This is a genomic window from Putridiphycobacter roseus (assembly GCF_003234935.1).
GTDB classification, from domain to species: Bacteria; Bacteroidota; Bacteroidia; order Flavobacteriales_D; family Crocinitomicaceae; genus Putridiphycobacter; species Putridiphycobacter roseus.
In genome coordinates, this window is the sequence record NZ_QKSB01000004.1 from 17173 (window position 1) to 38133 (window position 20961).

Sequence of the window (20961 nt, forward strand, 5' to 3'; positions counted from 1 at the left end):
AATTAAATCACTTTACACGAATATTTTAAGTGATTTTTAGGTGAAAAAAAACATCAATTGCTGATAATAGCAGTATTATTGCAAACAAAGGTTAAAAAAAGGATTATGAAAAACTTACTACTACTTACTGCTGTGCTAGTTACATCAGCATCATTTGGTCAAAAAACACTATTTAGCGTTGTACACAAGCAAATAGATGCTTTGGGAACTGTTGTTCTTGCAGATTCAACAGCGTATGGCTACACAAGTACCCCATACCTTTTTAATGAATTTAAACCAAAATTTGGTTTTAGTGACGACTACATGAATATTTTCGTAGAAGACCAACTAGTACATGCCAATACAAAAGATGTTTATTATTACGACTGGTCAAATGTACTTTATACTGCGGAGGCCCATGTAAATATTTTGAGCAATGGTTTAATCACCACAAGCGAGAATACTATCGCGAGTAATAGAACACTTTACACCTATACACCACAAGGTAAAAAAGCCATGGTGATCACACAATCATATGATGGCACAAGCTGGAATAACGAGGACAGTACCATTTTCAATTATGATGCGCTTGGCAACAAAATATACCGCGCTGAATATCATTTCAATGCAGGAAGTGCATTCATAGATGAGTTAGATTCCCTGACTTACCAAGCAGGAACCAGTAATCTCACCCAATCATCTACTTACAAACCTTTTATGGGAAACTTAGAAGCCAATTACCGCAGTACAATCACTTGGGTAAACGGAAAAGTTGATAAAATTGATTTGTTTAGTGGTGCAGGACCAAATGCTTTCCTTTGGAAATTTAGAATGTTTTACCAATACAGTGGCAATCTTGTCAGTACTTATGATTTACACCCTGTATATAGTAATATTGTTTCTACAAATATATTCGAATCAGCAGTATTTACCTTCAATCAACAAAACGATCCATTAACATTCACATCCAACACCAATGGAGTAATGAATTATAGTTTCGAATATATTTATGACAATGAAGGCTTTCTGAATCAAATGAAAAGATACTACTATAACCACAACGACTCGGTAGTAGAACTGGGTGACGTAACCGATTATAATTTTGCTAATGTGGCATCCGTGGAACAAGTATCTACTTTAAATATTGTACTCTATCCAAACCCAACTACTGACTTTTTACACATTCAGTCTGAAACAGCCATTGAACGCCTTCAAATTGTAAACATAAACGGGCAAACCATGCTTACACAAAACAATTCAAATGATGTAGATGTTTCGCATTTGAGTAAAGGTACTTACATTATTTATGGTAATGCTGCCGACAAATCTTTTAAACAGACTTTTATAAAAGAGTAATTTATTGGTGGTTTAAAACGCGCAATGTGGTCTTAAAACCGACTAAAGCAAATAAAAATATCTTCCTAAACAGCTTAATTAAAATAAATTACCTATTTTTAATTTAATTAAGCCGGGGAATAAATTACTTTAAATACTAAATATTATGAAAAAATTATTACTTCTAGTCGGGGTACTCGTTACATCCATTTCTTTCGGACAAAAATTACTAAACAGCACAACAAACCGTTTCTTAGATGACTTTGGGGCTGTTCTTTATGCAGATTCAATAGTCTTTGCTTACAACACCAACTATTCGTACTTTAATGAATTTAAACCTAAATTTGGTTTTGAAGGTGACATCATGTATTATTTTTTAGAGGAGTTCATGGTGCATGCTGACGCGGAAGACATATACAGTTTTCAAGGTAGTTTCCCGCTTACACTTTCAGAAACGAATACCAATACATTGAACAATGGCTTAATTGCTCAAAGCGATAATTCGTCGTCTAATGGTAGAACTTTATACACTTACACTGCATTAAGTGAAGTTTCATCTGAAGTAAGGCAATCATTTGATGGTACAAACTATAACACCTACGACAGTACCGTTTTTGAGTATGATGCACTAGGTAATAAAACCTATGAAGGTAAATATGATATTTTTCAAGGCATTACAGTTTTAGAAAATGTTGATTCTTTATCCTATCAAGCAGGAACAAGTAACCTTACTGAAGCAGTGGCATATTATTATAACGGTTCCAATCTGGCAATCAACAATAAAACAGTAGTAACTTGGTTAAATGGAAACGTTAAAAGTGTTGATTTGTACTTCGGAGACGGATCTGGGAATTTAAGTTGGGAATTTAGATTAATTTACCAATATACTGGAAGTTTAGCTGACGCTTTTGATGCATACGCAGTGAGCAATAATGTGATTGATCCAATTGCTTATATCAAGGGTGAATTTACCTATACTCCTCAAAATAATGTGGAATCATATGCTTTATTACTAGATAGCATAGAAGAACAAAAAGTAGTTTTCAGTTATGACAATGAAAATTTTCTAACCGAAATTGCAACCTATGCAACCCTCGACTCTACATTAGAACTTATTAATTTAACCAATTATTATTTTACCAATGTGGCATCCGTGGAACAAGTATCGACTTTAAATATCGTACTCTATCCAAACCCAACTACTGACTTTTTACACATTCAGTCTGAAACAGCCATTGAACGCCTTCAAATTGTAAACATGAACGGTCAAACCATGCTTACACAAAACAATTCAAATGATGTAGATGTTTCGCATTTGAGTAAAGGTACTTACATCATTTATGGTAATGCTGCCGACAAATCCTTTAAGCAGACTTTTGTTAAACAATAATTTTAACACCACCGTTTAAATTTACTCAATAAGCTATTAAAATAACTTTAGGTGAATAACATACGGGTTTTTAATAAAAAAAAACAAGTTGTTGATTTTTGGAACAATTATTGCTTGAAAATGCCAAACAAAAGAAAATTATGAAAAAAATATTACTCCTTGCTAGTATACTCATTACATCCATCTCCTTCGGTCAAAAAATGCTAAATAGCGTCAGTAACAAATACCTTGATGAAGGTACTGTTGACTATGCCGATTCAACAGTGTATCTTTACACTGCTAATCAGTACTTTTTCAATGAGTTTAAACCTAAGTTTGGTTACGAAGGCGATATCATGTATTACTTTTTAGAAGAATTCATGGTGCATGCTGACGCGGAAGATTTTTACAGTTTACAAGGTAGTTTCCCCCTTACACTTTCAGAAACGAGATCCAATACATTGAACAATGGCTTAATTGCTCAAAGCGATAATTCGGCGTCTAATGGTAGAACTTTATACACTTACACTGCTTTGAGTGAAGTTTCATCTGAAGTAAGGCAATCATTTGATGGTACAAACTATAACACCTACGACAGTACTATTTTTGAGTATGATGCATTAGGAAATAAAACCTATGAAGGTAAATATGATATTTTTCAAGGCAATTCAACTTTAGAAAATGTTGATTCTTTATCCTATCAAGCAGGAACAAGTAACCTTACTGAAGCAGTTGCATATTATTATAACGGTTCCAATCTGGAAATTAACAGTAAAACAGTAATAACTTGGTTAAATGGAAACGTTAAAACTGTTGATTTGTACTTCGGAGACGGATCTGGTACTTTAAGTTGGGAATTTAGATTAATTTACCAATATACTGGAAGTTTAGCTGACGCTTTTGATGCATATGCAGTGAGCAATAATGTGATTGATCCAATTGCTTATATCACTGGTGAATTTACCTATACTCCTCAAAATAATGTAGAATCATATGCTTTAATGCTAGATAGCATAGAAGAACAAAAAGTAGTTTTCAGTTATGACAATGAAAATTTTCTAACCGAAATTGCAACCTATGCAACCCTCGACTCTACATTAGAACTTATTAATTTAACCAATTATTATTTTACCAATGTGGCATCCGTGGAACAAGTATCGACTTTAAATATCGTACTCTATCCAAACCCAACTACTGACTTTTTACACATTCAGTCTGAAACAGCCATTGAACGCCTTCAAATTGTAAACATGAACGGTCAAACCATGCTTACACAAAACAATTCAAATGATGTAGATGTTTCGCATTTGAGTAAAGGTACTTACATCATTTATGGTAATGCTGCCGACAAATCCTTTAAGCAGACTTTTATCAAACAATAAATTTAACAAGCTTAAATAATTTACAAAACCTGACTTTCAACAGTCAGGTTTTTTTATTTCAAATTTTTGAAAGCAATCTTTCATCCAATGCTTAATTTATTAAGTTTTATTAAGAATAAAATGGACATTGGTCTGTACATTAATGATTAAGTTCGTCACTTGAAACAAAGTCAAGACATAAAAAGGAGTAAATCTATTTTCGCTATCGCAGGGTTAATACTATTGCTGTTGCTTTCTCCTTGTGCAGTCAGAAACTTTATTCAAGCAAAATTTTCCTTGCCTCAAACGGAAGTGAGTAACTTAAGTAAAACAACATTCCATACTTCATCTTGTGCAGTGGTGGAAGAAGATGCCGCGATTAATCATTCAAATATTACGGTCAATCGCGTACAGGTAATCGGCCTCGTTAAAAAGCAAGTACCTGTTGCTATTAGCGACGCAAAAAAGTATGTTGTCCCTACTGCCTATCAAAAAAAGGAATATCAAATTCCCATTGTCCCCTACTTCATTTTATATCAAAATTTCAAAGTTTATCTATAACCGTTTTTTTTAGCAGAAATGTCGTCCAGCATACAAAACTGGATTTAAATACATAGATAAAATTAGAAAAATGAACAATATTAAAATAAAAAATGATGCTGGGCTGTTGGCTTTGACATTGAGATTAGTCGTTGGCTGGACCTACTTTTCAGCCTTTTGGAGAAGAACAGTTTTAGCGGATAAATTAGATCCCGAAGTCGCTGGATATATCGGCGAAAAATTCAACCACTTTTTACCAAATGCCTTGGGCATTAAACCCATTATTCAGTACTTGGTAGAAAACCCAGACCTTTTATGGCTTAACATGGTAATTTTTACCATTATAGAAGGTATCGTCGGCTTGTTGATCATGTTTGGTCTATTTACCCGTTTAATGAGTGTTGCTGTCTTTGGTTTGGCCATGGGAATATTACTCGGTTCGGGTTGGATTGGAACCACTTGTCTAGATGAATGGCAAATTGGGATATTGGGTATTGCCGCTGGTTTTGTCCTTTTCTTAACAGGGAGTGGCAAATACTCGGTAGATAATTACTGGATAAAAAATAACTTTGCCATCAGTAAAAAGAAGTGGTTTGCTTGGTTTGGTTCTGGTATTTTACCGATAAAAGACCGTATTTTTCCAAAAGTGGTATTAATAGGGTCCATATTTATATTTGGAATGACATTGATGACCAATCAAGTTTTTCACGGTGGCGTTTGGGGTACCTTACACAACAAATCTGTGAAGCCAAAAATAGAATTAACAGCGGCAAAAATGGAAGCCAATACCCTTTCGTTTGACCTGTACAGAACCGAAGGGGTTGATGTTTATGGGGCTTGGATTATTAATATTGAATTAAGCGATCCAAAAGGTCAGGCAGTTTTAAATTATACACCGGAAGCCTTGGCAGCAATTGATCCAGCAAACATAGAAAACTATTATGTTGCCAAAGTAAAACCAGGAAAACATAGCCTAATCGCTCCCTTGGGTGCAAAGGCAAACATCAGGTTGAACAGTCCAAAATTAAATGAACTATCCAGCGGAACTTACACTTTAAAACTAACGGACATCAGTGGAGCTTTCTGGGAAATAAATTTGCAAAAATAATTAAATCACCCCTTACAAACGGCGACTTTGGTCTTGCATCAAAGTCGTTTTTTTAATCGAAAAACAAGTCAATATGGAGCATGCGTTTAAAGCAGGTTAAAAACTACCCTTTAAAATTGGAACATGCTATTTCCTGCCATAAACTATGGTATAGCCACACCGTGTAGTTTATAAATAATCATTATATTTACTATTGATATTAAACATTCCCGAACATGAAAATATTATCAATCCTCTTAATGCTTACTTTATTCACTTTCTCTTGCAAGAAAAAGGAAGAAAAGCTGCCTATAAGAAACATTACCTTTGGATTTGAAAGCATTTTGGAAGATTGGGGCGAAATGGGAGGCAATAGAGAAATAAGTGCAGAAGATGACATTGTGATCAGTGTCGACACCATGAGTGAAGGATTTCAATCCGCAAAATTCACGGTCTCGCCAAGCAGCAATGTTGCTGGCGGAAATAGAGCCGAATTGACCTTTGACCAAAATGCAGTGGAAGGAGATATTGGCTGGTACCAATACAGTTTTTTTATCCCCGAAAACTATCAAGATGTGGCATTAAATGATGCGGACGGTAAAGTCAATTGGCAAGTATTGGGGCAATGGCACCATCAACCTGTTTTTGCCGAAGGTGAAACTTGGGAAAATTACACTGGAGAAAATGCTTCACCACCCATTGCCATTTATTACAATTACTTTGACAGTACCGACCAAAACTATCAGGCATTACGCAACGATTCTAAGGCAACAGCTGTGCATGGTTTTAATACTGCTTGGAATAAGGTTTCCACCATCAGTATCGTCTATGGTGAAGGAGCAATTGCCATTCATGAAATTAAAAAAGGCACATGGAACAACATAAAATTTCAAATAAAATGGTCGGAGGGTGATGATGGTTTTATACAGGTTTGGATGAATAACACTGAATTTACGGATGGACGAATTTATGGCGCCAATATGTTGAACAAGGCCTCACATTACTTTAAATTTGGCTTGTACCGCAACCCAACCATACCGCACACCAATCAATTGTATTATGATGACGTTCGCATTTGGTCAGAATAAGTTTTCCGCCATACATTAAGCGACCGATCAAAACATAAGTCCGTCTTCATTTTTATATCTCCCTTGTTTTTCATACCTTATCCATGTAACAAAAGCATGAATGATGGATAAAAAGAACTTCAATAATTTAAAGGCTGTCTTTGTCAATTGCACCTTAAAAAAATCACCGGCAACCAGTCATATGCAAAAACTCATGGACCTTTCAAAAAGTATCATGGAAAAGGAAGGCGCACAAGTAGATGAAATTAGATTGGTGGACCATGAAGTGGCAACGGGTGTTTATCCCGACATGACCGAGCACAATTGGGAAAAAGACGAATGGCCTGCTTTGTTTAAACGCATTTTTGCCGCCGATATCATATTGGTCGGCACCCCCATTTGGTTAGGCGAAAAATCATCTGTCGCACAAAAATTAATTGAGCGCTTATACGCCATGAGTGGGCAGACCAATGAAAAGGGTCAATACCTTTTTTATGGAAAAGTAGGAGGTTGTGTCATCACCGGAAATGAAGATGGCGTAAAGCATTGTGCCATGGGTATTTTATATGCCTTACAACACGTAGGCTACTCTATTCCACCCCAAGCTGATGCAGGTTGGATTGGTGCTGTAGGTCCTGGTCCGAGTTATGGCGACAAGGAATGGCAAGGTAAAAAAATTGATCCACCCTTGGGATACGACAGTGATTTTACCAATAGAAACACCACGTTTATGACTTACAACCTCATGCATTTGGCTAAAATGCTTAAAGACAATGGTGGTTATCCAAACCTTGGCAACTCGAGAAAAGAATGGGATGACGGCAGCAGGTGGGAATTTGAAAATCCGGAGTATAGATAAGAAAGTTTTATGGTGCTTGTCTGTGGAATTAAACTTAAATTAAGCACTTAAAAATACGAAAACATGAATTTTGAAATAGATAAAGCCACCTACGAAGCCATTGCCAAAGAAATACACAGCGACCAAAGTCCCGTAGGAATTGACGCGAAAAAAACACACATTTTAATCCTCCACCAATTACAGGAATTAAATGCCCGTTTAACGCGCATGGAAGCAAAAATGGAAGCCCAAGCCAAGCCTGAATAATGCGCAAGTTTTGACTTTTTTTTAATCATAAACCAAAGTGTTTTTCCATCCCCTGTAGCCAAGCAAGTCCGGTAGTTGTTAAAACTAAAGCCTTGCTATATTTCCTGGTTTTTCGAGACTGCAGTCTCTAATAAAATAGGCAAGGTCAAGTATTGCACAGGTTTTAATAATAAGTTTTCTAGCTTTAAAATTGGAACCATATACTCAAATGGTATAGCAGCCGCAAAGCACAGTTCCTGCGACCATTTACTTAAACTTCCCTACCCTTTTCGCAAGCCGTATATTTTATGGCCTTTAAAAGGAAGCGCAATGCAAAAAAAGTATTCCTTACAAAATACCCATTAAAGTAACCTAAGTTAAGAAGTCACACAGGCTTGTAATTAAGGTAAATTACCTGCGACAAAATAGGCAAATCATAAAATTTTAAAAATGAAAAAATCGAAAATTACCTTACTCGCTATCCTCTCCATTGGTCTTGTATTTACAAGCTGTAAAAAAAACAAGTCAGTTGACCTTGCTTTAAATATAAACGGATTAGAAAACTTAGGCAGTACTGCCAAATACGAAGGATGGATTATTGTAGATGGGGATGCCATTTCTACAGGTGTGTTTGAGGTAAATGATGCGGGAGAAATGTCGACCACAACATTTGAGGTGAATCAAAAGGATTTAGAAGATGCAAGTACATTTGTATTGACCATTGAACCGGCAAACGATACGGATCCAAAACCATCCGCTATTCATATATTAGGAGGAGAATTTTCAGGAGAAAACGCAACCTTAACCATTGGGCATGAAGCTGCAATTGGCAACGATTTTACCACATCAAATGGCGCTTACTTATTGGCTACACCAACAGATGGTGCCATGAACAACGAAAATAGTGGGGTATGGTTTATCGACAATCGTTCAGGATCTGCAGTAGCGGGACTTGACTTACCAACATTACCTGCAGGATGGAATTACGAAGGTTGGGCTGTCATAAACGGCACACCGGTTTCTACAGGAACATTCTTGTCAGCAACCGGCGCTGATGCAAGCGCTCCATTTAGTAGTACTTTGGCCAGTGCACCAGCATTTCCTGGAGAAGATTTTTTAATTAACGCGCCAAGTGGCCTGACTTTCCCAACTGATTTAGCAGGAAAAACAATTGTAGTTTCTGTAGAACCTAGTCCAGATAATAGTGCAAACCCATTCTTATTAAAACCATTGGTAGCTACTGTGTCAACTACTGCTGTAAATAATACAGCTTATGACATGAGTAACAATGCTGCCAATACAAATCCTACCGGAACTGCTACACGATAGGTAAAAAAAATACAAACGATTCAGCAGTAAAAGTCCCCCAACATTCTTGTTGGGGGATTTTTTTGTATTGGATAAGTCGACGCTACAGCATGCAACTAAAAAAAACAATTCAATTTAATTTGACTTTTAATAATTTGTAGTACATTTGTATCGCACACGATATAATCTTACAAGATATTAATATGAAAACAAACAAAATTCAAAACGCATTCAGAATACTTTTAGGTGCCTTAATGACCACTGCAGGAATTGGCCACTTAACCTTTCAAAGAGACGAATTTATCGCTCAAGTCCCCCGTTGGTTACCAACCGACCCCGACTTTATGGACTTTGTCGTATTGTCGTCAGGCGTAGTAGAAATTACCTTGGGATTAAGCATGATATTTTTGATGAAACACAAGGTAAAAGTAGGATTGGCATTGGCACTATTTTATGTCTTAATTTTCCCTGGTAACATTTCGCAATACACCAACCACATTGATGCATTCTCCTTGGATACAGACCGTAAAAGATTGATTAGGTTATTTTTCCAACCGGTATTAATCTTATGGGCTTTATGGTCGACCGGCGCTTTAAAATACTTAATTAATTTTAGAAAAAACAAATAAGCTTTTAACCTATAATTGCCTTTACATGAAAAATAATTTTAGCGTTTTATACCTCGAAAACCAATTGTGTTTTCCTTTGTATGCTGCCTCTAGGCTGACAACTAAAATTTATGCCCCCTATTTAAAGGCACTGGACATTACTTATCCGCAATATTTGGTGTTGCTCATCTTATGGCAACACCAAATACAATCGGTGAGCGAAATTGGTGAACAGTTATTGTTGGAGTCAAATACCTTAACTCCGCTATTAAAACGCTTAGAAGCCAAAAAAATCATAGTGCGAAAAAGATCAAAGACCGACGAAAGAACCGTCATGGTTTCCTTGACCCCATCTGGTGAAAAAATGAAGGAAAAAGCACAAACTATTCCCACGCAAATCATGGGTTCATTCCAAGGCGAAGAAATTTCAGAATCTGAGCTCTTGAACTTCCAAAAGACCTTGAAAAAATTAGTCCATATTCTGGGAAGTAAATCAAATCAATAAGCTCCCCGTCCATTTAATTACAAATGGCCATCCATTTAAAAGTCAATATTTTTTATATTTGATGGTAGACCAATATCATTTGGCGCAAATGTAAATATGGACAGTTATTTAGAAAGTGTTAAAAAACAATTTACTTATTATAAAACGCTTGGCGAAAAAACCATAGCCCAAGTCCCCAGCGACAAACTGGCATGGCAGCTCAACGAAGAGAGTAATAGCATAGCCATGTTGGTAAAACATTTAAATGGAAATATGCTTTCTCGCTGGACCAACTTCTTGGACGAGGACGGAGAAAAAACTTGGCGAAAAAGGGATGAAGAGTTCGACAATGACCTAAAAGAAAAGGAAGCATTAATGGTACAATGGGAAGCGGGTTGGCAATGCTTATTCGAAGCCATCAACCCACTGACCGAAGTCGATTTAGAAAAAATAGTCTACATCAGAAACATGGGACACACGGTTACCGAAGCCATCAACCGCCAACTCCCCCACTACGCTTACCACATTGGACAAATTGTGTTTATCGGTAAAATTATTCAAAATCAAAAATGGCACAGCCTGTCCATTCCAAAAGGAAAATCAAAGGACTACAATCAAGAGAAGTTCGACAAGCCCAAACAGCGCAAACACTTTACGGATGATTTGTAAAAACAATTTTAAATGTCCTATATTCGTCATTAAATACACTGGCAGATGAACAACGAATTGGAAGCTTATATCAGTACTTACTTTGGCGTAGTAAGACCCAAGGAAATAAAAGCCATCAGTGATTTGTTTCAATTGACCAGTATCAAAAAAGGAGCCTATTTTCTGAAAGCAGGCAAAAAATCAGAACGATTAAGTTTTGTACAGTCTGGACTTTTAAGGGTATTTGTACAAACAGCCGACAAGGAAGTCACCCAATGGATTACTACCAAAGGACAATTCGCTACCGACCTATCGAGCTTGGTATTTGACAGTCCGGCACGTTGGGACATTCAAGCCTTGGTGGATACCGAAATGTATTCGATCAGCAAAGCGGACTACGAAAAAATAGGCAGCTTAATTCCCGAATGGCACTTATTGGAAAAATTGTTTATTGTACGTTGTTTTACCATGATGGAGGACCGTATTTTTTCTCATCTATCCATGAGTGCCGAAGAAAGATACCAGGTGTTTTTCGAAAATAATGCCGCCCTATTTAACGAAGTGCCCTTACAATACATTGCTTCTATGTTAGGCATGACCCCAGAAACATTCAGTAGGATTAGAAAAAAAATTGCCAATTGATTTCTTGATAAATGTCAAGCGTCAAATAAAATTAGTGTGGGATATTTGTACCGACAATAAAACAGTACAAACAGCTGCGAATATCCAATTGATATTTGTTTCAATAAACTTAACACTATGACCTTTATCCTAAAAACAAGTATCCACATTCAAGCTTCTCCCAAAAAAATATGGGCAATACTCAATAATTTTGAAGCTTACCCAACATGGAATCCTTTCATTAAATCCCTAGCAGGAAAACTGGCCGTTGGTGAAAAGTTAGTAGCAAAAATTGCTCCGGTAGACGCCAAAGCAATGACCTTTAAACCGACCATTTTGACACTCGAAAAACAAAAGCAGCTCACTTGGTTGGGCAAACTATTCATTTCGGGAATTTTTGATGGAGAACACCAGTTTGAACTCGTTGAACAAGCGGATGGGAGTACCATATTTCATCAAAACGAAATCTTTAAGGGTATCTTAGTTCATTTTATTAAAAAACAATTGAACAACAATACCAAAGGTGGCTTTATTGCCATGAATGCGGCATTGAAAGCCTTGGCTGAAAAATAATAATCAGGTTTTCAGTAATTTGACATTATTTTCTTATTTTTATAGAAATCAATGTGATGAGAAAATTATTAAAACTTTTTATACTGTTCATTTTTATCCATAACAATTTGTATGCGCAAGAATACGAACGCTATAAAACACTTTTAGACAGTACTTTTCGCTCAAGCCACTTAGGGTTTGACAAAGACATTCGTGTGACCGTGCCTTTTGATTGGCAAGCCAACGCAGTACAAAGTTTTCCTTTAATTATCATTTTTGACAGTCAAAATCAAAGGAGCCATCAATACATCATCAATACCATTGACTATTTGACCAGCAATGAACAAATGCCAGCTTCCGTGGTGATCAGTGTATCCTCTGACGAAGCCAATAGATATAAGGAAACACTTCACCTCGCTTCTAATGAAAAAGGTGCCGCTTTGGCCAATGAACAGTTTATTTTTGATGAGTTGATCCCCATGGCGGAAAAACATTTTCATGCCGAAAATTTTAGAATGTTGATCGGTCATTCTCGATATGGCTATTTTACCACAGCTATGTTTTCTTCAAGAATTCACGACTTGAACGCAGTCATTTCACTCAGTCCATTCTTCACGCAGAAAAATGTGGATTTAACGGATTCCATTGCAACTTTGAGTGAAGTGCAACTAAAAGCCCATAAATATTACCGCTTTGGAATCGGAAATGATTATCCAGCCGACTATGCATCCATGCAACAAACGTTACAATCTTTAAACCATCCAATGGTCCATGCAAAAGGGGTGTTTTTTAAATCTGCCGACCACAATGTAACACCAGGATTAACCATTGCGCCAGCCTTGTATGAAATATTTGAAACCTGGTCGCTCATTCAAGCCGACTATTTTTCAAATGAACAAAAGGACCTGTCCATTATGAATGAGCTAGCTGAAAAAATTACGCAACATTATGGTGCTCCACTCGCTTTTTCATTGGGTATTTTAAATGGTAAAGGCTGGTACTTTTTTGGAGAAGAAGAATATGAAAAAGCCATACAAGCCTGGGAAATCATGTTGAAATCATATCCTAATTTTACCGAAGCTTACCTTTATATTATGGAAGCACAAAATGCATTAAAACAAAATACCGAAAGCAGTAAAGCAAAGTTTTTGGCAGGATTAAAAACAACTGCCATCTATTCAAGTGAAGAAAAAGCAGAGCTCATGAAAGAATTGGACAACTTACAGTCAAAATTGCCTAAGCAAGAAAATTAAAAAGTAGCATAAAAAAGAAACCAATGAAGGCAACGCACTTTGTCCAATAATAAAATAATTTCAACTGGTCATTGCTCGCCTGTTCAAATCATACTGTCCTCCTACTTCTCCATCATTTAATGCATTAAACAATTAACGATTTCAGTAGCTACACTATATAATATTATAACCTAGTGCATCACCTAAATAATACAGCGCTTAGCCTTCTACTAAATGCGATTAATCATTTACATTTATCAGCCGTAAGAAAATACTTTAACTATATTTAGAATGGAAAAAACGACCCATCAGACTAAATAAAACAAATTCAATATGCAACTGATCAGCAAAGCAACTTTACAAATTCAAAAACCAATAGCAGAAGTTTTTGAAGGGATTGTAGATCCCACCAAAATGACCAAATATTTTATTTCAGAAAGTAGCGGACCATTGGAAACTGGAGGGGAGTTGCTGTGGAAATTTGCTGAATTTCCGGACAGATACCCTATAACAGAGATCCAGTTAGAAAAAAACCGTTCCATTTCCTTTGTTTGGGACCCAGAAACAGTGGTGAACATAGTTTTAGAAGCCCTTCCTGACAAAAGTACCATTGTACGCGTAACCGAAAACGGGAAGGACTTAAATGATGAAAATCTAAAATGGTTGATTAATAATACTGGTGGATGGGCAAATTTTCTGGCCTGTTTAAAAGCCTATTTAGAGTATGGTATATCACTTCGTAAAGGAGCATATGAATTTATGAGAAAATAAAAATGTTGTTGATTTAAAAACAAATCCATTCGCCTAACAAACCCATAGTAATCAATCGCAAATCCTCGCAATAACTTTAAAGGAGCTGCAAGTAAATAAAAGTAATTAGGCAGGACAAAATATTTCAAATGAAGAAATATACTTTCAGCTGCTTATTTCAAACCAACTCATAGCTGTTTTTACCCGCAGTGCAATCAAGTGCGTTATTTACTTTGAATTGGTTAACTTTAAAGCCTAAAGTCAATAATGGTTTTAATAAAAATTTTGAAGTACAATTAAACAATGGAAAACCTAATTAATTATATCAAGTCCCGCATCAGTATTGATCAAAAAGATATTGATTTTGTCAAAAAGTACTTGGTATTTGAAGAACTACCTGCCCAAACTATTATTTTATCGGCAGGAAAAGTAGAACGCTATATCTATTTTTTAAGCGAAGGAATTGTAAAGGGATATCAAAATATGGATGGAAAAATTGTAGTACAACACCTGGTCATAGAAAACGACTTTTTCACCTCTCTAGAGAGTTTTATGACCCAAACCCCTTCATTAGATTATTACGAAACTGTTACGAATTGTAAGCTGGTGAAAGTGGCTAAATCGGATTTTGATATTTTACAAAATGAGACCCATTTTTGGGGAGACTTTGTAAATGAAATTACCAACGAACACTTAAATTGTAAATTGGAACGCGTCAAAGATTTTCAATTGTTGACCGCCAAAGAGCGCTACCTTAAATTTGTTGAACAGTCTCCAAAGTTAGCGCGCCATGTTTCCATTGAAAATATCGCCTCTTTCTTAGGAATGGAGCCACAATCTTTAAGCCGCATACGCAAACAACTTACTTTCTAACAAATGTTATTTTTAAATAGGCAAAACCTCCTGAAATTTGCGCAAACAAAACATTTAAAAAATGAGCAAAGAAATTTCATTAGTCACCGGAGGAAACGGACATTTAGGAAATAACTTAATTAGATTATTACTTTCAGAAAATAAAAAGGTAAGAACTACGGTAAGGAATATTAATAACAATGCGCCATTCAAAGGACTAGACTGTGAAGTTGTAACGGCCGATCTAAAAGACAGGACCGCATTAAAAAAAGCCTTTCAAGGTGTCACAAATTTGTATGCCGTTGCCGCAAACTTTAGCATGTGGGCAAAAGACCCGAAAAAGGAAATCTATGACAATAACATGCAAGGCACTCAGAATGTTTTTGACATGGCGCATGAATGTGGTATAAAAAACATAGTTTATGTCAGTTCAGTAGCATCTTTAGACTTTAACCGTTTGCCTGCAAGTGTGGACAATGGGTACAATAAAGACCGCAGGAATTGGTATTACAATTCTAAAAACGATTCCGATCAACTCGCATTGAAACTGGGTAAAGAATATGGCATTAGAACTGTTGTTGTTTTACCTTCAGCCATGATTGGTGCTAAAGCTCATCAATTGAGTTATTCCAACAACCTAGTGTTACAGGTCCTAAATGGCGAGATACCAATAGACACCAATGTTACTTTAAATTGGGTAGCCGTAAAAGATGTTGCTTTAGGCACTTACAAAGCCATGCAAAAAGGCCGAAATTTAGAACGTTATATTTTGTCAAACGAGCAGCATACTTCAATGCAAGAAACTGTAAAAATAGCTACAGACCTATTCCCTGAATTAAAACTAAAAACGCCTAAAAAAGTCCCTAAGTTTTTATTGTACACCCTTGCAAGTCTAATGGAGCTTGGCAGCAAAATCACTGGAAAAGAGCCCTTGTTACAGCGACAGTATATAGACATGTTTTATGGCTTAAAACAGGATTATGACATCCGTAAATCAAGAGAAGAATTAGACTACCATCCCACGCCTTCAAAATTAGCCTTGGAAGATGCAATGCGTTATATAAAAAACGATTGGAAGAAGTAACATGCAGGCATAAAATCACAGCTTAAAATAGTACAGTGAAGTACCACCAAATAATGGGGTACTTTGCTGTTATTTTCAATTAAACATAAGATATGGGTAGCATTGATTTCAATTCTAAAACGACACACGCTCTCCATTAATCATTAACCATTTCAACACATCAACAATTATCATTCAAAAATCAAGTAGTTTATACTCCGCACACCCTTTTTCTGTGAGGTATGGGTAGATAGATTGCATCATAATCACCAAATATTCTTCAATCAGTTTTTTTTCTAGTAAAGTCCTTTCAATTTCAACTGAAGTCATCCAAAAATCAGTAAAAACTTGTACCCTTTTATATAAATTGTCATACTCATTTGGTAATTTTTCTGGTCTCAACACCCCTTCTTCCATCATTCTATTAAACAGTGCATTGAACTGCATTTTCCTCAGGACTAACAGTTCATTATAATCTTTTCTAATAGGGTCATTGTCTCGCATGATTTGTGCAAAATCAATAAAGAAAAAACGGTATCGGTATGCATTATGCATCATGGCTTTTGAAAGCTGCTTCATTAATTTTAAATCAACTTTGCCACGGCCAATGGCAGCCATACTTTTATTCATATCAGCCACCAAACTATGGTACAAGGCCACAATAATATCCTCCCGTTTTTTATAGTGATAGTTCAAGTTACCCTGACTGATATTCATTTTTTTGGCAATGGTGCGTAAGGTAACTTTTGCCAATCCTTGTGCATTAAATAAATCCAAGGCAGTATCCACTATTTTTTCGCGGGTATTTTTCATATCCCAAAGATATAAAAATTAGTAACATTGACCTAAAGTTAAATAATTTAGTAACTTTGACCTAAATTATACAGCGATATGAAAGCAAATAAAATAGCCTTTAAACTGGCATGTTGGTCATTAATCATTGGTGGAATTATACATACTGCTGCAGAAATATTTAGTCCAACGAACCCTGAAATGTTAACACGCATAGAAACCATGAAGTCATTTACCTTTCAACTATTGGGAACAGAATCCAGTATTTATTCCTTTTATTTAGGCTTTAGTTTTATGATGGGCTTACTATTGTTTAGTTTTGGAATGGTCAACTTTTTAATGCTTAAAAACAGTAAGGATGAACCTATACCCAGCAATATATTAATACTCAATAGTGCCGTCACATTAATCGGAACTGTATTATCCATTCAGTTCTTTTTTATGGTTCCCATTCTATTAATTGGTGTAGCATTTTTAGGTTTTACATTTTCATTAATTAAAACCAAAGCCCATGCAAATTGATATTATTGGAGCGGGAATAGGCGGATTAACCCTCGCAATTGCCCTTGAACAAATGGGAATTAAAACCTGCGTTTACGAGCAAGCAGAAAGTATTAAACCTATAGGAGCAGGTATTATTTTAGCCAACAATGCCATGCAAGTATTTGAAAAATTAGGCCTCAGAGAAGCAATTGAAGCCAAGGGCAACCCCATTTCGTCCATGAACATTACCAAGGCGAATTTAAAACCAATTTCAAAGGGAGACTTGACTTATTTTGAAGCTAAATACAAGGTGAAAAATATAGCCATCCACCGCGGTGTTTTACAACAGATATTAATCGATAAGTTGCCTGATTCCACTTTAAAACTCAATCATAAACTGAACCAAATTCAAAAGACCGCATCAGGTTATTCACTTCTATTTGAAAACAATGAAAAAATAGCTGCAACAAGCATCATTGCAGCGGATGGCATCCATTCACTGATCAGAAAATATTTATTTCCGAACAGCACCATTAGAAAAGCGAACCAGATTTGTTGGCGGGGAATTACCAATTTTAATCTACCTGAAAAATACCGCCATGAATTGAATGAGGCTTGGGGTAAAACAGGCCGATTTGGATTTGTTCAAATCACGCAAAATAAAGTGTATTGGTACGCATTAAAGGCATTAAAAAAGGACGATTCAACCGTTCACCTCAGCGATATAGCGGCTCATTATAAAACATACAATCCCCTGGTAAAAAGCCTTATTTCTTCTACAAATAAAGCAGAGATTCACAGTGCCGAAATAGCCGACTTGAAACCCATGAAAAATTGGTCTTTCGAAAATATTTGTTTGATGGGAGACGCTGCACATGCAATGACACCCAACTTGGGACAAGGGGCATGTCAAGCCATAGAGGATGCATTTATTTTGGCTAAATGTATCAACAAATATGAAGTAAGTGTGGCGTTCGATAAATTCCAACACTTGCGCTTAACCAAAGCAAACAAGGTAGTTAAAACAAGCTGGATGGTTGGAAAAATAGCCCACCTGTCCAACCCAATTTCAATGGGTATACGAGATTCTTTGATGCAGATAATGCCTGCATCCATAAACCAAAAACAATTGGAACAAATTTTTAAAATTCCTGTATTAAAGTTAGCGGAACAAGATTAATGTTGTCCAATTAAATTATTATTTTTAGTCAAAATTGTTTAACATTGAAAAGCCCTCAAATATTGTCATCACATTATGCAAACCATCATTGACTACTTTAATCATATACTCCCTATCTCGGAAAGTGAAATAACAATTTTAAAGCCATTACTCCAACAAAAAGTTTTAGAAAAAGAGGAATTTTTGTTACAAGAAAATCAAGTCTGTAAATTTATAGCTTTTATTAAAAAGGGATCTTTTAGGTCTTTTCATTACAATGCAAACGGTACAAGTACTAATTTGATGTTAGACAGTTCCCAAACTTTAATTAGCAATTACGAAAGTTATATTTCTCAACAGCCTTCAAATGTTTCTATTCAAGCAACAATAAAGTCTGAGGTAATTTATATTTCTAAAAACGATCTGGATCATTTGCTTGAAAACAGTTTTTACTGGAATAAACTAGGAAGAATACTCACTGAAAACATTTTCATTTTAAGTAAGCAACGACTAGAATCAATTATTTATAAAACCCCTGAGGAAAGGTACCAGACCTTAATCAAATATACACCTGACTTACTGGAACAGTTTTCTTTAACCGACATAGCCAGTTTCATAGGGGTAACCCCTCAGTCTCTGAGCAGAATTAGGGCTAGAATTCATTAATTACCTTAAGGTAAATAGCCCCTCTTTTTGATTCCATACTTTTGATTTTTACACAAAAAATTAAAAATGAGCGCTACACCTAAACAGTTTAAATATTTGAGATACTCCAATACAATCGGGAAAGATTTTGAATCTACTTTAAAAAAAAGAGTCAGGTCTTATTTTAAAGAAAACAACAAGTCAAAATACGCTAATACAAACATGAAACTAAAAACAGTTTTCATGCTTCTCTTATATTTTACACCCTATTTGATGGTCATGACGCATGTAATTACAACTCCTTGGTTGATTGCTCTTGCTTGGGGCATTACCGGACTAGGGATGGCAGGAATTGGCATGTGTATTATTCATGATGCAAACCACAGTGCGTATTCAAAAAACACAACTGTCAACTACCTGCTTGGTCGGGTGGTGAATATGGTTGGTGCCTATGCGCCTACTTGGAAAATACAACACAATGTTTTACACCATACGTATACAAATATTCAAAACTTTGACGAAGATGTCTCCCCTGCTGTTTCCGTCCTCAGATTTACCCCAAACGATACGTATAGACCGATTCATAGATTCCAGTTTATTTACGCTTGGTTTTTCTATAGCTTAATGACAGTGATGTGGATTACGACCAAAGATGTAGCCCAATTGTTTCGCTATAAAAAAATGGGGCTGACCAAAGACCAAAACTTTAAACACTTATTTATGGAACTCCTTATTTCAAAAGCAGTGTATTACACCTACATGGTGATTTTACCTATATTATTTCTCGACATTCCATGGTGGTCAGTTATTCTATTATTGATCTTAAAACACTTAATTGCAGGTTTTACGCTCGCAGTTATTTTTATCTTGGCGCATGTGGTTCCCGATACTGCTTTCCCCGCACCCAATAAGGACTTAAAAATAGAAAACAATTGGGCGATTCATCAATTGGAAACTACTTCAAATTTTGCGCCTAAAAGTCGACTTTTCAGTTGGTTCATTGGTGGATTAAACTATCAAATTGAACATCATTTATTTCCCAATATATGCCATGTTCATTATAAAAGCTTATCGGTAATCGTGAAGCAAACAGCCAAGGAGTTTGGCCTTCCTTACTATTGTGAGGACACCTTTTTCACAGCGATTAGAAGCCATAAAAGAATGCTACAAAAGTTAGGCGCCCCAAGTGTTGAGAACCTGGCAATGGCAGCTCGTTAAAATACGGTATTAATAAACCAATTTACCATATGCTGATTTTTAAACGGAGGGCAAACAAATAATTTATTAATTTTATTCATTGCTAGCAACTGATCATCACCTCAAAGTAAAATCATGATTCAAATAAGAACTTATCTAGAACAATTTGTCGCATTAAGTGATCATGACTGGGAAATATTTTCATCTAAATTGATAAAAACGGCGCACAAAAAAAAGACGATACTGCTAAAAATAGGAAAAGTAGAAAGACAGCTAAGTTTTATTGAAAAAGGGTCCGTTCGCTTATACATCCCCAAGGTTGAAAACGACTTGACTTTTGGCTTTAGTTTTAAGGGGAATTTTATAAGTGCATACGATTCATTTATCACACAAACACCCAGCACTTACCAAACAGAAACATTAACAGAAACCACTTTGTGGCATTTAAATTATGATGACATACAAGATATTTATAGCAGGACAGCAATTGGTAATACAATTGGCAGAATGATTGCTGAAAATCTATTCTTAATGAAATCTAAAAGAGAACAGTCGCTTCTCAATGACTCTGCCGAACAAAGGTATTTAAACTTGTTTTCAGAAAGACCTGATTTAATTAAACAAATACCATTGCGACATTTGGCTTCCTACATTGGAGTGACACCTCAGGCTTTGAGTAGAATTCGAAGGCGAATTATTTCTTAACCATGGTTCATAGTTCCGTTAGACTGATGTGCTGACCTTT

24 protein-coding genes are annotated in these 20961 nt (G+C 35.9%); 23 read left to right on the forward strand and 1 reads right to left on the reverse strand.

What is annotated here, in order from left to right:
* Positions 1-105: 105 nt before the first annotated feature.
* The 18 genes from DNU06_RS07950 (at position 106) to DNU06_RS08035 (ending at position 15961) form a co-directional block, all read left to right on the forward strand.
* Positions 106-1335: a T9SS type A sorting domain-containing protein gene (locus DNU06_RS07950; protein ID WP_111062722.1), complete on the forward strand. Its 1230-nt coding sequence runs from the start codon at positions 106-108 to the stop codon at positions 1333-1335.
* 145 nt (positions 1336-1480) lie between these two features.
* Positions 1481-2704 carry a T9SS type A sorting domain-containing protein gene (locus tag DNU06_RS07955; protein ID WP_111062723.1) on the forward strand — a complete coding sequence of 408 codons (1224 nt, stop codon included), beginning with the start codon at positions 1481-1483 and terminating at the stop codon, positions 2702-2704.
* Positions 2705-2844: 140 nt separating this feature from the next.
* Positions 2845-4065: a T9SS type A sorting domain-containing protein gene (locus DNU06_RS07960; protein WP_146239190.1), complete on the forward strand. Its 1221-nt coding sequence runs from the start codon at positions 2845-2847 to the stop codon at positions 4063-4065.
* A gap of 159 nt (positions 4066-4224) precedes the next feature.
* Positions 4225-4605, forward strand: a complete 381-nt coding sequence (locus DNU06_RS07965) for a hypothetical protein (protein ID WP_146239191.1) — start codon at positions 4225-4227, stop codon at positions 4603-4605.
* Positions 4606-4675: 70 nt separating this feature from the next.
* The gene (locus DNU06_RS07970) at positions 4676-5692 is read left to right on the forward strand and encodes a TQO small subunit DoxD (protein WP_111062726.1); all 1017 of its coding nucleotides are present in this window, start codon (positions 4676-4678) and stop codon (positions 5690-5692) included.
* A 215-nt stretch (positions 5693-5907) separates the two neighbouring features.
* The gene (locus DNU06_RS07975) at positions 5908-6759 is read left to right on the forward strand and encodes a polysaccharide lyase (RefSeq protein WP_111062727.1); all 852 of its coding nucleotides are present in this window, start codon (positions 5908-5910) and stop codon (positions 6757-6759) included.
* Between the two features lie 103 nt (positions 6760-6862).
* Positions 6863-7597 (forward strand): flavodoxin family protein, encoded by a 735-nt coding sequence (locus DNU06_RS07980; RefSeq protein ID WP_111062960.1) that lies wholly within the window; start codon positions 6863-6865, stop codon positions 7595-7597.
* Between the two features lie 63 nt (positions 7598-7660).
* Positions 7661-7843 carry a hypothetical protein gene (locus DNU06_RS07985; protein WP_111062728.1) on the forward strand — a complete coding sequence of 61 codons (183 nt, stop codon included), beginning with the start codon at positions 7661-7663 and terminating at the stop codon, positions 7841-7843.
* Positions 7844-8272: 429 nt separating this feature from the next.
* Positions 8273-9151: an anti-sigma factor gene (locus DNU06_RS07990; RefSeq protein WP_111062729.1), complete on the forward strand. Its 879-nt coding sequence runs from the start codon at positions 8273-8275 to the stop codon at positions 9149-9151.
* A gap of 182 nt (positions 9152-9333) precedes the next feature.
* Positions 9334-9759, forward strand: a complete 426-nt coding sequence (locus DNU06_RS07995; RefSeq protein WP_111062730.1) for a DoxX family protein — start codon at positions 9334-9336, stop codon at positions 9757-9759.
* A 25-nt stretch (positions 9760-9784) separates the two neighbouring features.
* Positions 9785-10243 carry a MarR family winged helix-turn-helix transcriptional regulator gene (locus DNU06_RS08000; RefSeq protein ID WP_111062731.1) on the forward strand — a complete coding sequence of 153 codons (459 nt, stop codon included), beginning with the start codon at positions 9785-9787 and terminating at the stop codon, positions 10241-10243.
* A 96-nt stretch (positions 10244-10339) separates the two neighbouring features.
* Positions 10340-10891, forward strand: coding sequence for a DUF1572 family protein (locus tag DNU06_RS08005; protein WP_111062732.1), 552 nt, complete (start codon positions 10340-10342; stop codon positions 10889-10891).
* A 45-nt stretch (positions 10892-10936) separates the two neighbouring features.
* A complete protein-coding gene (locus DNU06_RS08010) occupies positions 10937-11512 on the forward strand; it encodes a Crp/Fnr family transcriptional regulator (protein ID WP_111062733.1) in 576 nt (191 codons plus the stop codon).
* A 117-nt stretch (positions 11513-11629) separates the two neighbouring features.
* Positions 11630-12064 (forward strand): SRPBCC domain-containing protein, encoded by a 435-nt coding sequence (locus DNU06_RS08015; RefSeq protein WP_111062734.1) that lies wholly within the window; start codon positions 11630-11632, stop codon positions 12062-12064.
* Between the two features lie 56 nt (positions 12065-12120).
* Positions 12121-13296, forward strand: a complete 1176-nt coding sequence (locus DNU06_RS08020) for an alpha/beta hydrolase-fold protein (RefSeq protein WP_111062735.1) — start codon at positions 12121-12123, stop codon at positions 13294-13296.
* 312 nt (positions 13297-13608) lie between these two features.
* Positions 13609-14046: an SRPBCC domain-containing protein gene (locus DNU06_RS08025; protein ID WP_111062736.1), complete on the forward strand. Its 438-nt coding sequence runs from the start codon at positions 13609-13611 to the stop codon at positions 14044-14046.
* Between the two features lie 282 nt (positions 14047-14328).
* Entirely contained in the window at positions 14329-14898 is a 570-nt protein-coding gene (locus DNU06_RS08030; protein ID WP_111062737.1) for a Crp/Fnr family transcriptional regulator, read from the forward strand.
* A gap of 61 nt (positions 14899-14959) precedes the next feature.
* Complete coding sequence (locus tag DNU06_RS08035) at positions 14960-15961, forward strand: NAD-dependent epimerase/dehydratase family protein (protein ID WP_111062738.1); 1002 nt, start codon at positions 14960-14962, stop codon at positions 15959-15961.
* 174 nt (positions 15962-16135) lie between these two features.
* Here the strand turns inward: DNU06_RS08035 and DNU06_RS08040 are convergent, their stop codons facing one another.
* A complete protein-coding gene (locus DNU06_RS08040; protein WP_111062739.1) occupies positions 16136-16753 on the reverse strand; it encodes a TetR/AcrR family transcriptional regulator in 618 nt (205 codons plus the stop codon).
* A 78-nt stretch (positions 16754-16831) separates the two neighbouring features.
* On the opposite strand from DNU06_RS08040, the gene DNU06_RS08045 reads away from it, so the two are divergent.
* The 5 genes from DNU06_RS08045 to DNU06_RS08065 all read left to right on the forward strand — a co-directional run bounded on the left by DNU06_RS08045 (position 16832) and on the right by DNU06_RS08065 (position 20921).
* A complete protein-coding gene (locus DNU06_RS08045) occupies positions 16832-17254 on the forward strand; it encodes an LIC_13387 family protein (protein WP_111062740.1) in 423 nt (140 codons plus the stop codon).
* Positions 17244-18395, forward strand: a complete 1152-nt coding sequence (locus DNU06_RS08050) for an FAD-dependent monooxygenase (RefSeq protein WP_111062741.1) — start codon at positions 17244-17246, stop codon at positions 18393-18395. The genes DNU06_RS08045 and DNU06_RS08050 overlap by 11 nt, the downstream gene beginning before the upstream one ends.
* A 75-nt stretch (positions 18396-18470) precedes the next feature.
* A complete protein-coding gene (locus DNU06_RS08055) occupies positions 18471-19040 on the forward strand; it encodes a Crp/Fnr family transcriptional regulator (RefSeq protein ID WP_111062742.1) in 570 nt (189 codons plus the stop codon).
* A 66-nt stretch (positions 19041-19106) separates the two neighbouring features.
* Complete coding sequence (locus DNU06_RS08060; RefSeq protein WP_111062743.1) at positions 19107-20237, forward strand: fatty acid desaturase family protein; 1131 nt, start codon at positions 19107-19109, stop codon at positions 20235-20237.
* A 114-nt stretch (positions 20238-20351) separates the two neighbouring features.
* Positions 20352-20921, forward strand: a complete 570-nt coding sequence (locus tag DNU06_RS08065; protein WP_111062744.1) for a Crp/Fnr family transcriptional regulator — start codon at positions 20352-20354, stop codon at positions 20919-20921.
* Positions 20922-20961: the final 40 nt, after the last annotated feature.

What these genes read in the sequence shown, in the direction of transcription:
- DNU06_RS07950 (WP_111062722.1), top strand. Translation starts at nt 106, where the DNA reads ATGAAAAACTTACTACTACTTACTGCTGTGCTAGTTACATCAGCATCA.
- DNU06_RS07955 (WP_111062723.1), top strand. Translation starts at nt 1,481, where the DNA reads ATGAAAAAATTATTACTTCTAGTCGGGGTACTCGTTACATCCATTTCT.
- DNU06_RS07960 (WP_146239190.1), top strand. Translation starts at nt 2,845, where the DNA reads ATGAAAAAAATATTACTCCTTGCTAGTATACTCATTACATCCATCTCC.
- DNU06_RS07970 (WP_111062726.1), top strand. Translation starts at nt 4,676, where the DNA reads ATGAACAATATTAAAATAAAAAATGATGCTGGGCTGTTGGCTTTGACA.
- DNU06_RS07975 (WP_111062727.1), top strand. Translation starts at nt 5,908, where the DNA reads ATGAAAATATTATCAATCCTCTTAATGCTTACTTTATTCACTTTCTCT.
- DNU06_RS07980 (WP_111062960.1), top strand. Translation starts at nt 6,863, where the DNA reads ATGGATAAAAAGAACTTCAATAATTTAAAGGCTGTCTTTGTCAATTGC.
- DNU06_RS07985 (WP_111062728.1), top strand. Translation starts at nt 7,661, where the DNA reads ATGAATTTTGAAATAGATAAAGCCACCTACGAAGCCATTGCCAAAGAA.
- DNU06_RS07990 (WP_111062729.1), top strand. Translation starts at nt 8,273, where the DNA reads ATGAAAAAATCGAAAATTACCTTACTCGCTATCCTCTCCATTGGTCTT.
- DNU06_RS07995 (WP_111062730.1), top strand. Translation starts at nt 9,334, where the DNA reads ATGAAAACAAACAAAATTCAAAACGCATTCAGAATACTTTTAGGTGCC.
- DNU06_RS08000 (WP_111062731.1), top strand. Translation starts at nt 9,785, where the DNA reads ATGAAAAATAATTTTAGCGTTTTATACCTCGAAAACCAATTGTGTTTT.
- DNU06_RS08005 (WP_111062732.1), top strand. Translation starts at nt 10,340, where the DNA reads ATGGACAGTTATTTAGAAAGTGTTAAAAAACAATTTACTTATTATAAA.
- DNU06_RS08010 (WP_111062733.1), top strand. Translation starts at nt 10,937, where the DNA reads ATGAACAACGAATTGGAAGCTTATATCAGTACTTACTTTGGCGTAGTA.
- DNU06_RS08015 (WP_111062734.1), top strand. Translation starts at nt 11,630, where the DNA reads ATGACCTTTATCCTAAAAACAAGTATCCACATTCAAGCTTCTCCCAAA.
- DNU06_RS08020 (WP_111062735.1), top strand. Translation starts at nt 12,121, where the DNA reads ATGAGAAAATTATTAAAACTTTTTATACTGTTCATTTTTATCCATAAC.
- DNU06_RS08025 (WP_111062736.1), top strand. Translation starts at nt 13,609, where the DNA reads ATGCAACTGATCAGCAAAGCAACTTTACAAATTCAAAAACCAATAGCA.
- DNU06_RS08030 (WP_111062737.1), top strand. Translation starts at nt 14,329, where the DNA reads ATGGAAAACCTAATTAATTATATCAAGTCCCGCATCAGTATTGATCAA.
- DNU06_RS08035 (WP_111062738.1), top strand. Translation starts at nt 14,960, where the DNA reads ATGAGCAAAGAAATTTCATTAGTCACCGGAGGAAACGGACATTTAGGA.
- DNU06_RS08040 (WP_111062739.1), bottom strand. Translation starts at nt 16,753, where the DNA reads ATGAAAAATACCCGCGAAAAAATAGTGGATACTGCCTTGGATTTATTT.
- DNU06_RS08045 (WP_111062740.1), top strand. Translation starts at nt 16,832, where the DNA reads ATGAAAGCAAATAAAATAGCCTTTAAACTGGCATGTTGGTCATTAATC.
- DNU06_RS08050 (WP_111062741.1), top strand. Translation starts at nt 17,244, where the DNA reads ATGCAAATTGATATTATTGGAGCGGGAATAGGCGGATTAACCCTCGCA.
- DNU06_RS08055 (WP_111062742.1), top strand. Translation starts at nt 18,471, where the DNA reads ATGCAAACCATCATTGACTACTTTAATCATATACTCCCTATCTCGGAA.
- DNU06_RS08060 (WP_111062743.1), top strand. Translation starts at nt 19,107, where the DNA reads ATGAGCGCTACACCTAAACAGTTTAAATATTTGAGATACTCCAATACA.
- DNU06_RS08065 (WP_111062744.1), top strand. Translation starts at nt 20,352, where the DNA reads ATGATTCAAATAAGAACTTATCTAGAACAATTTGTCGCATTAAGTGAT.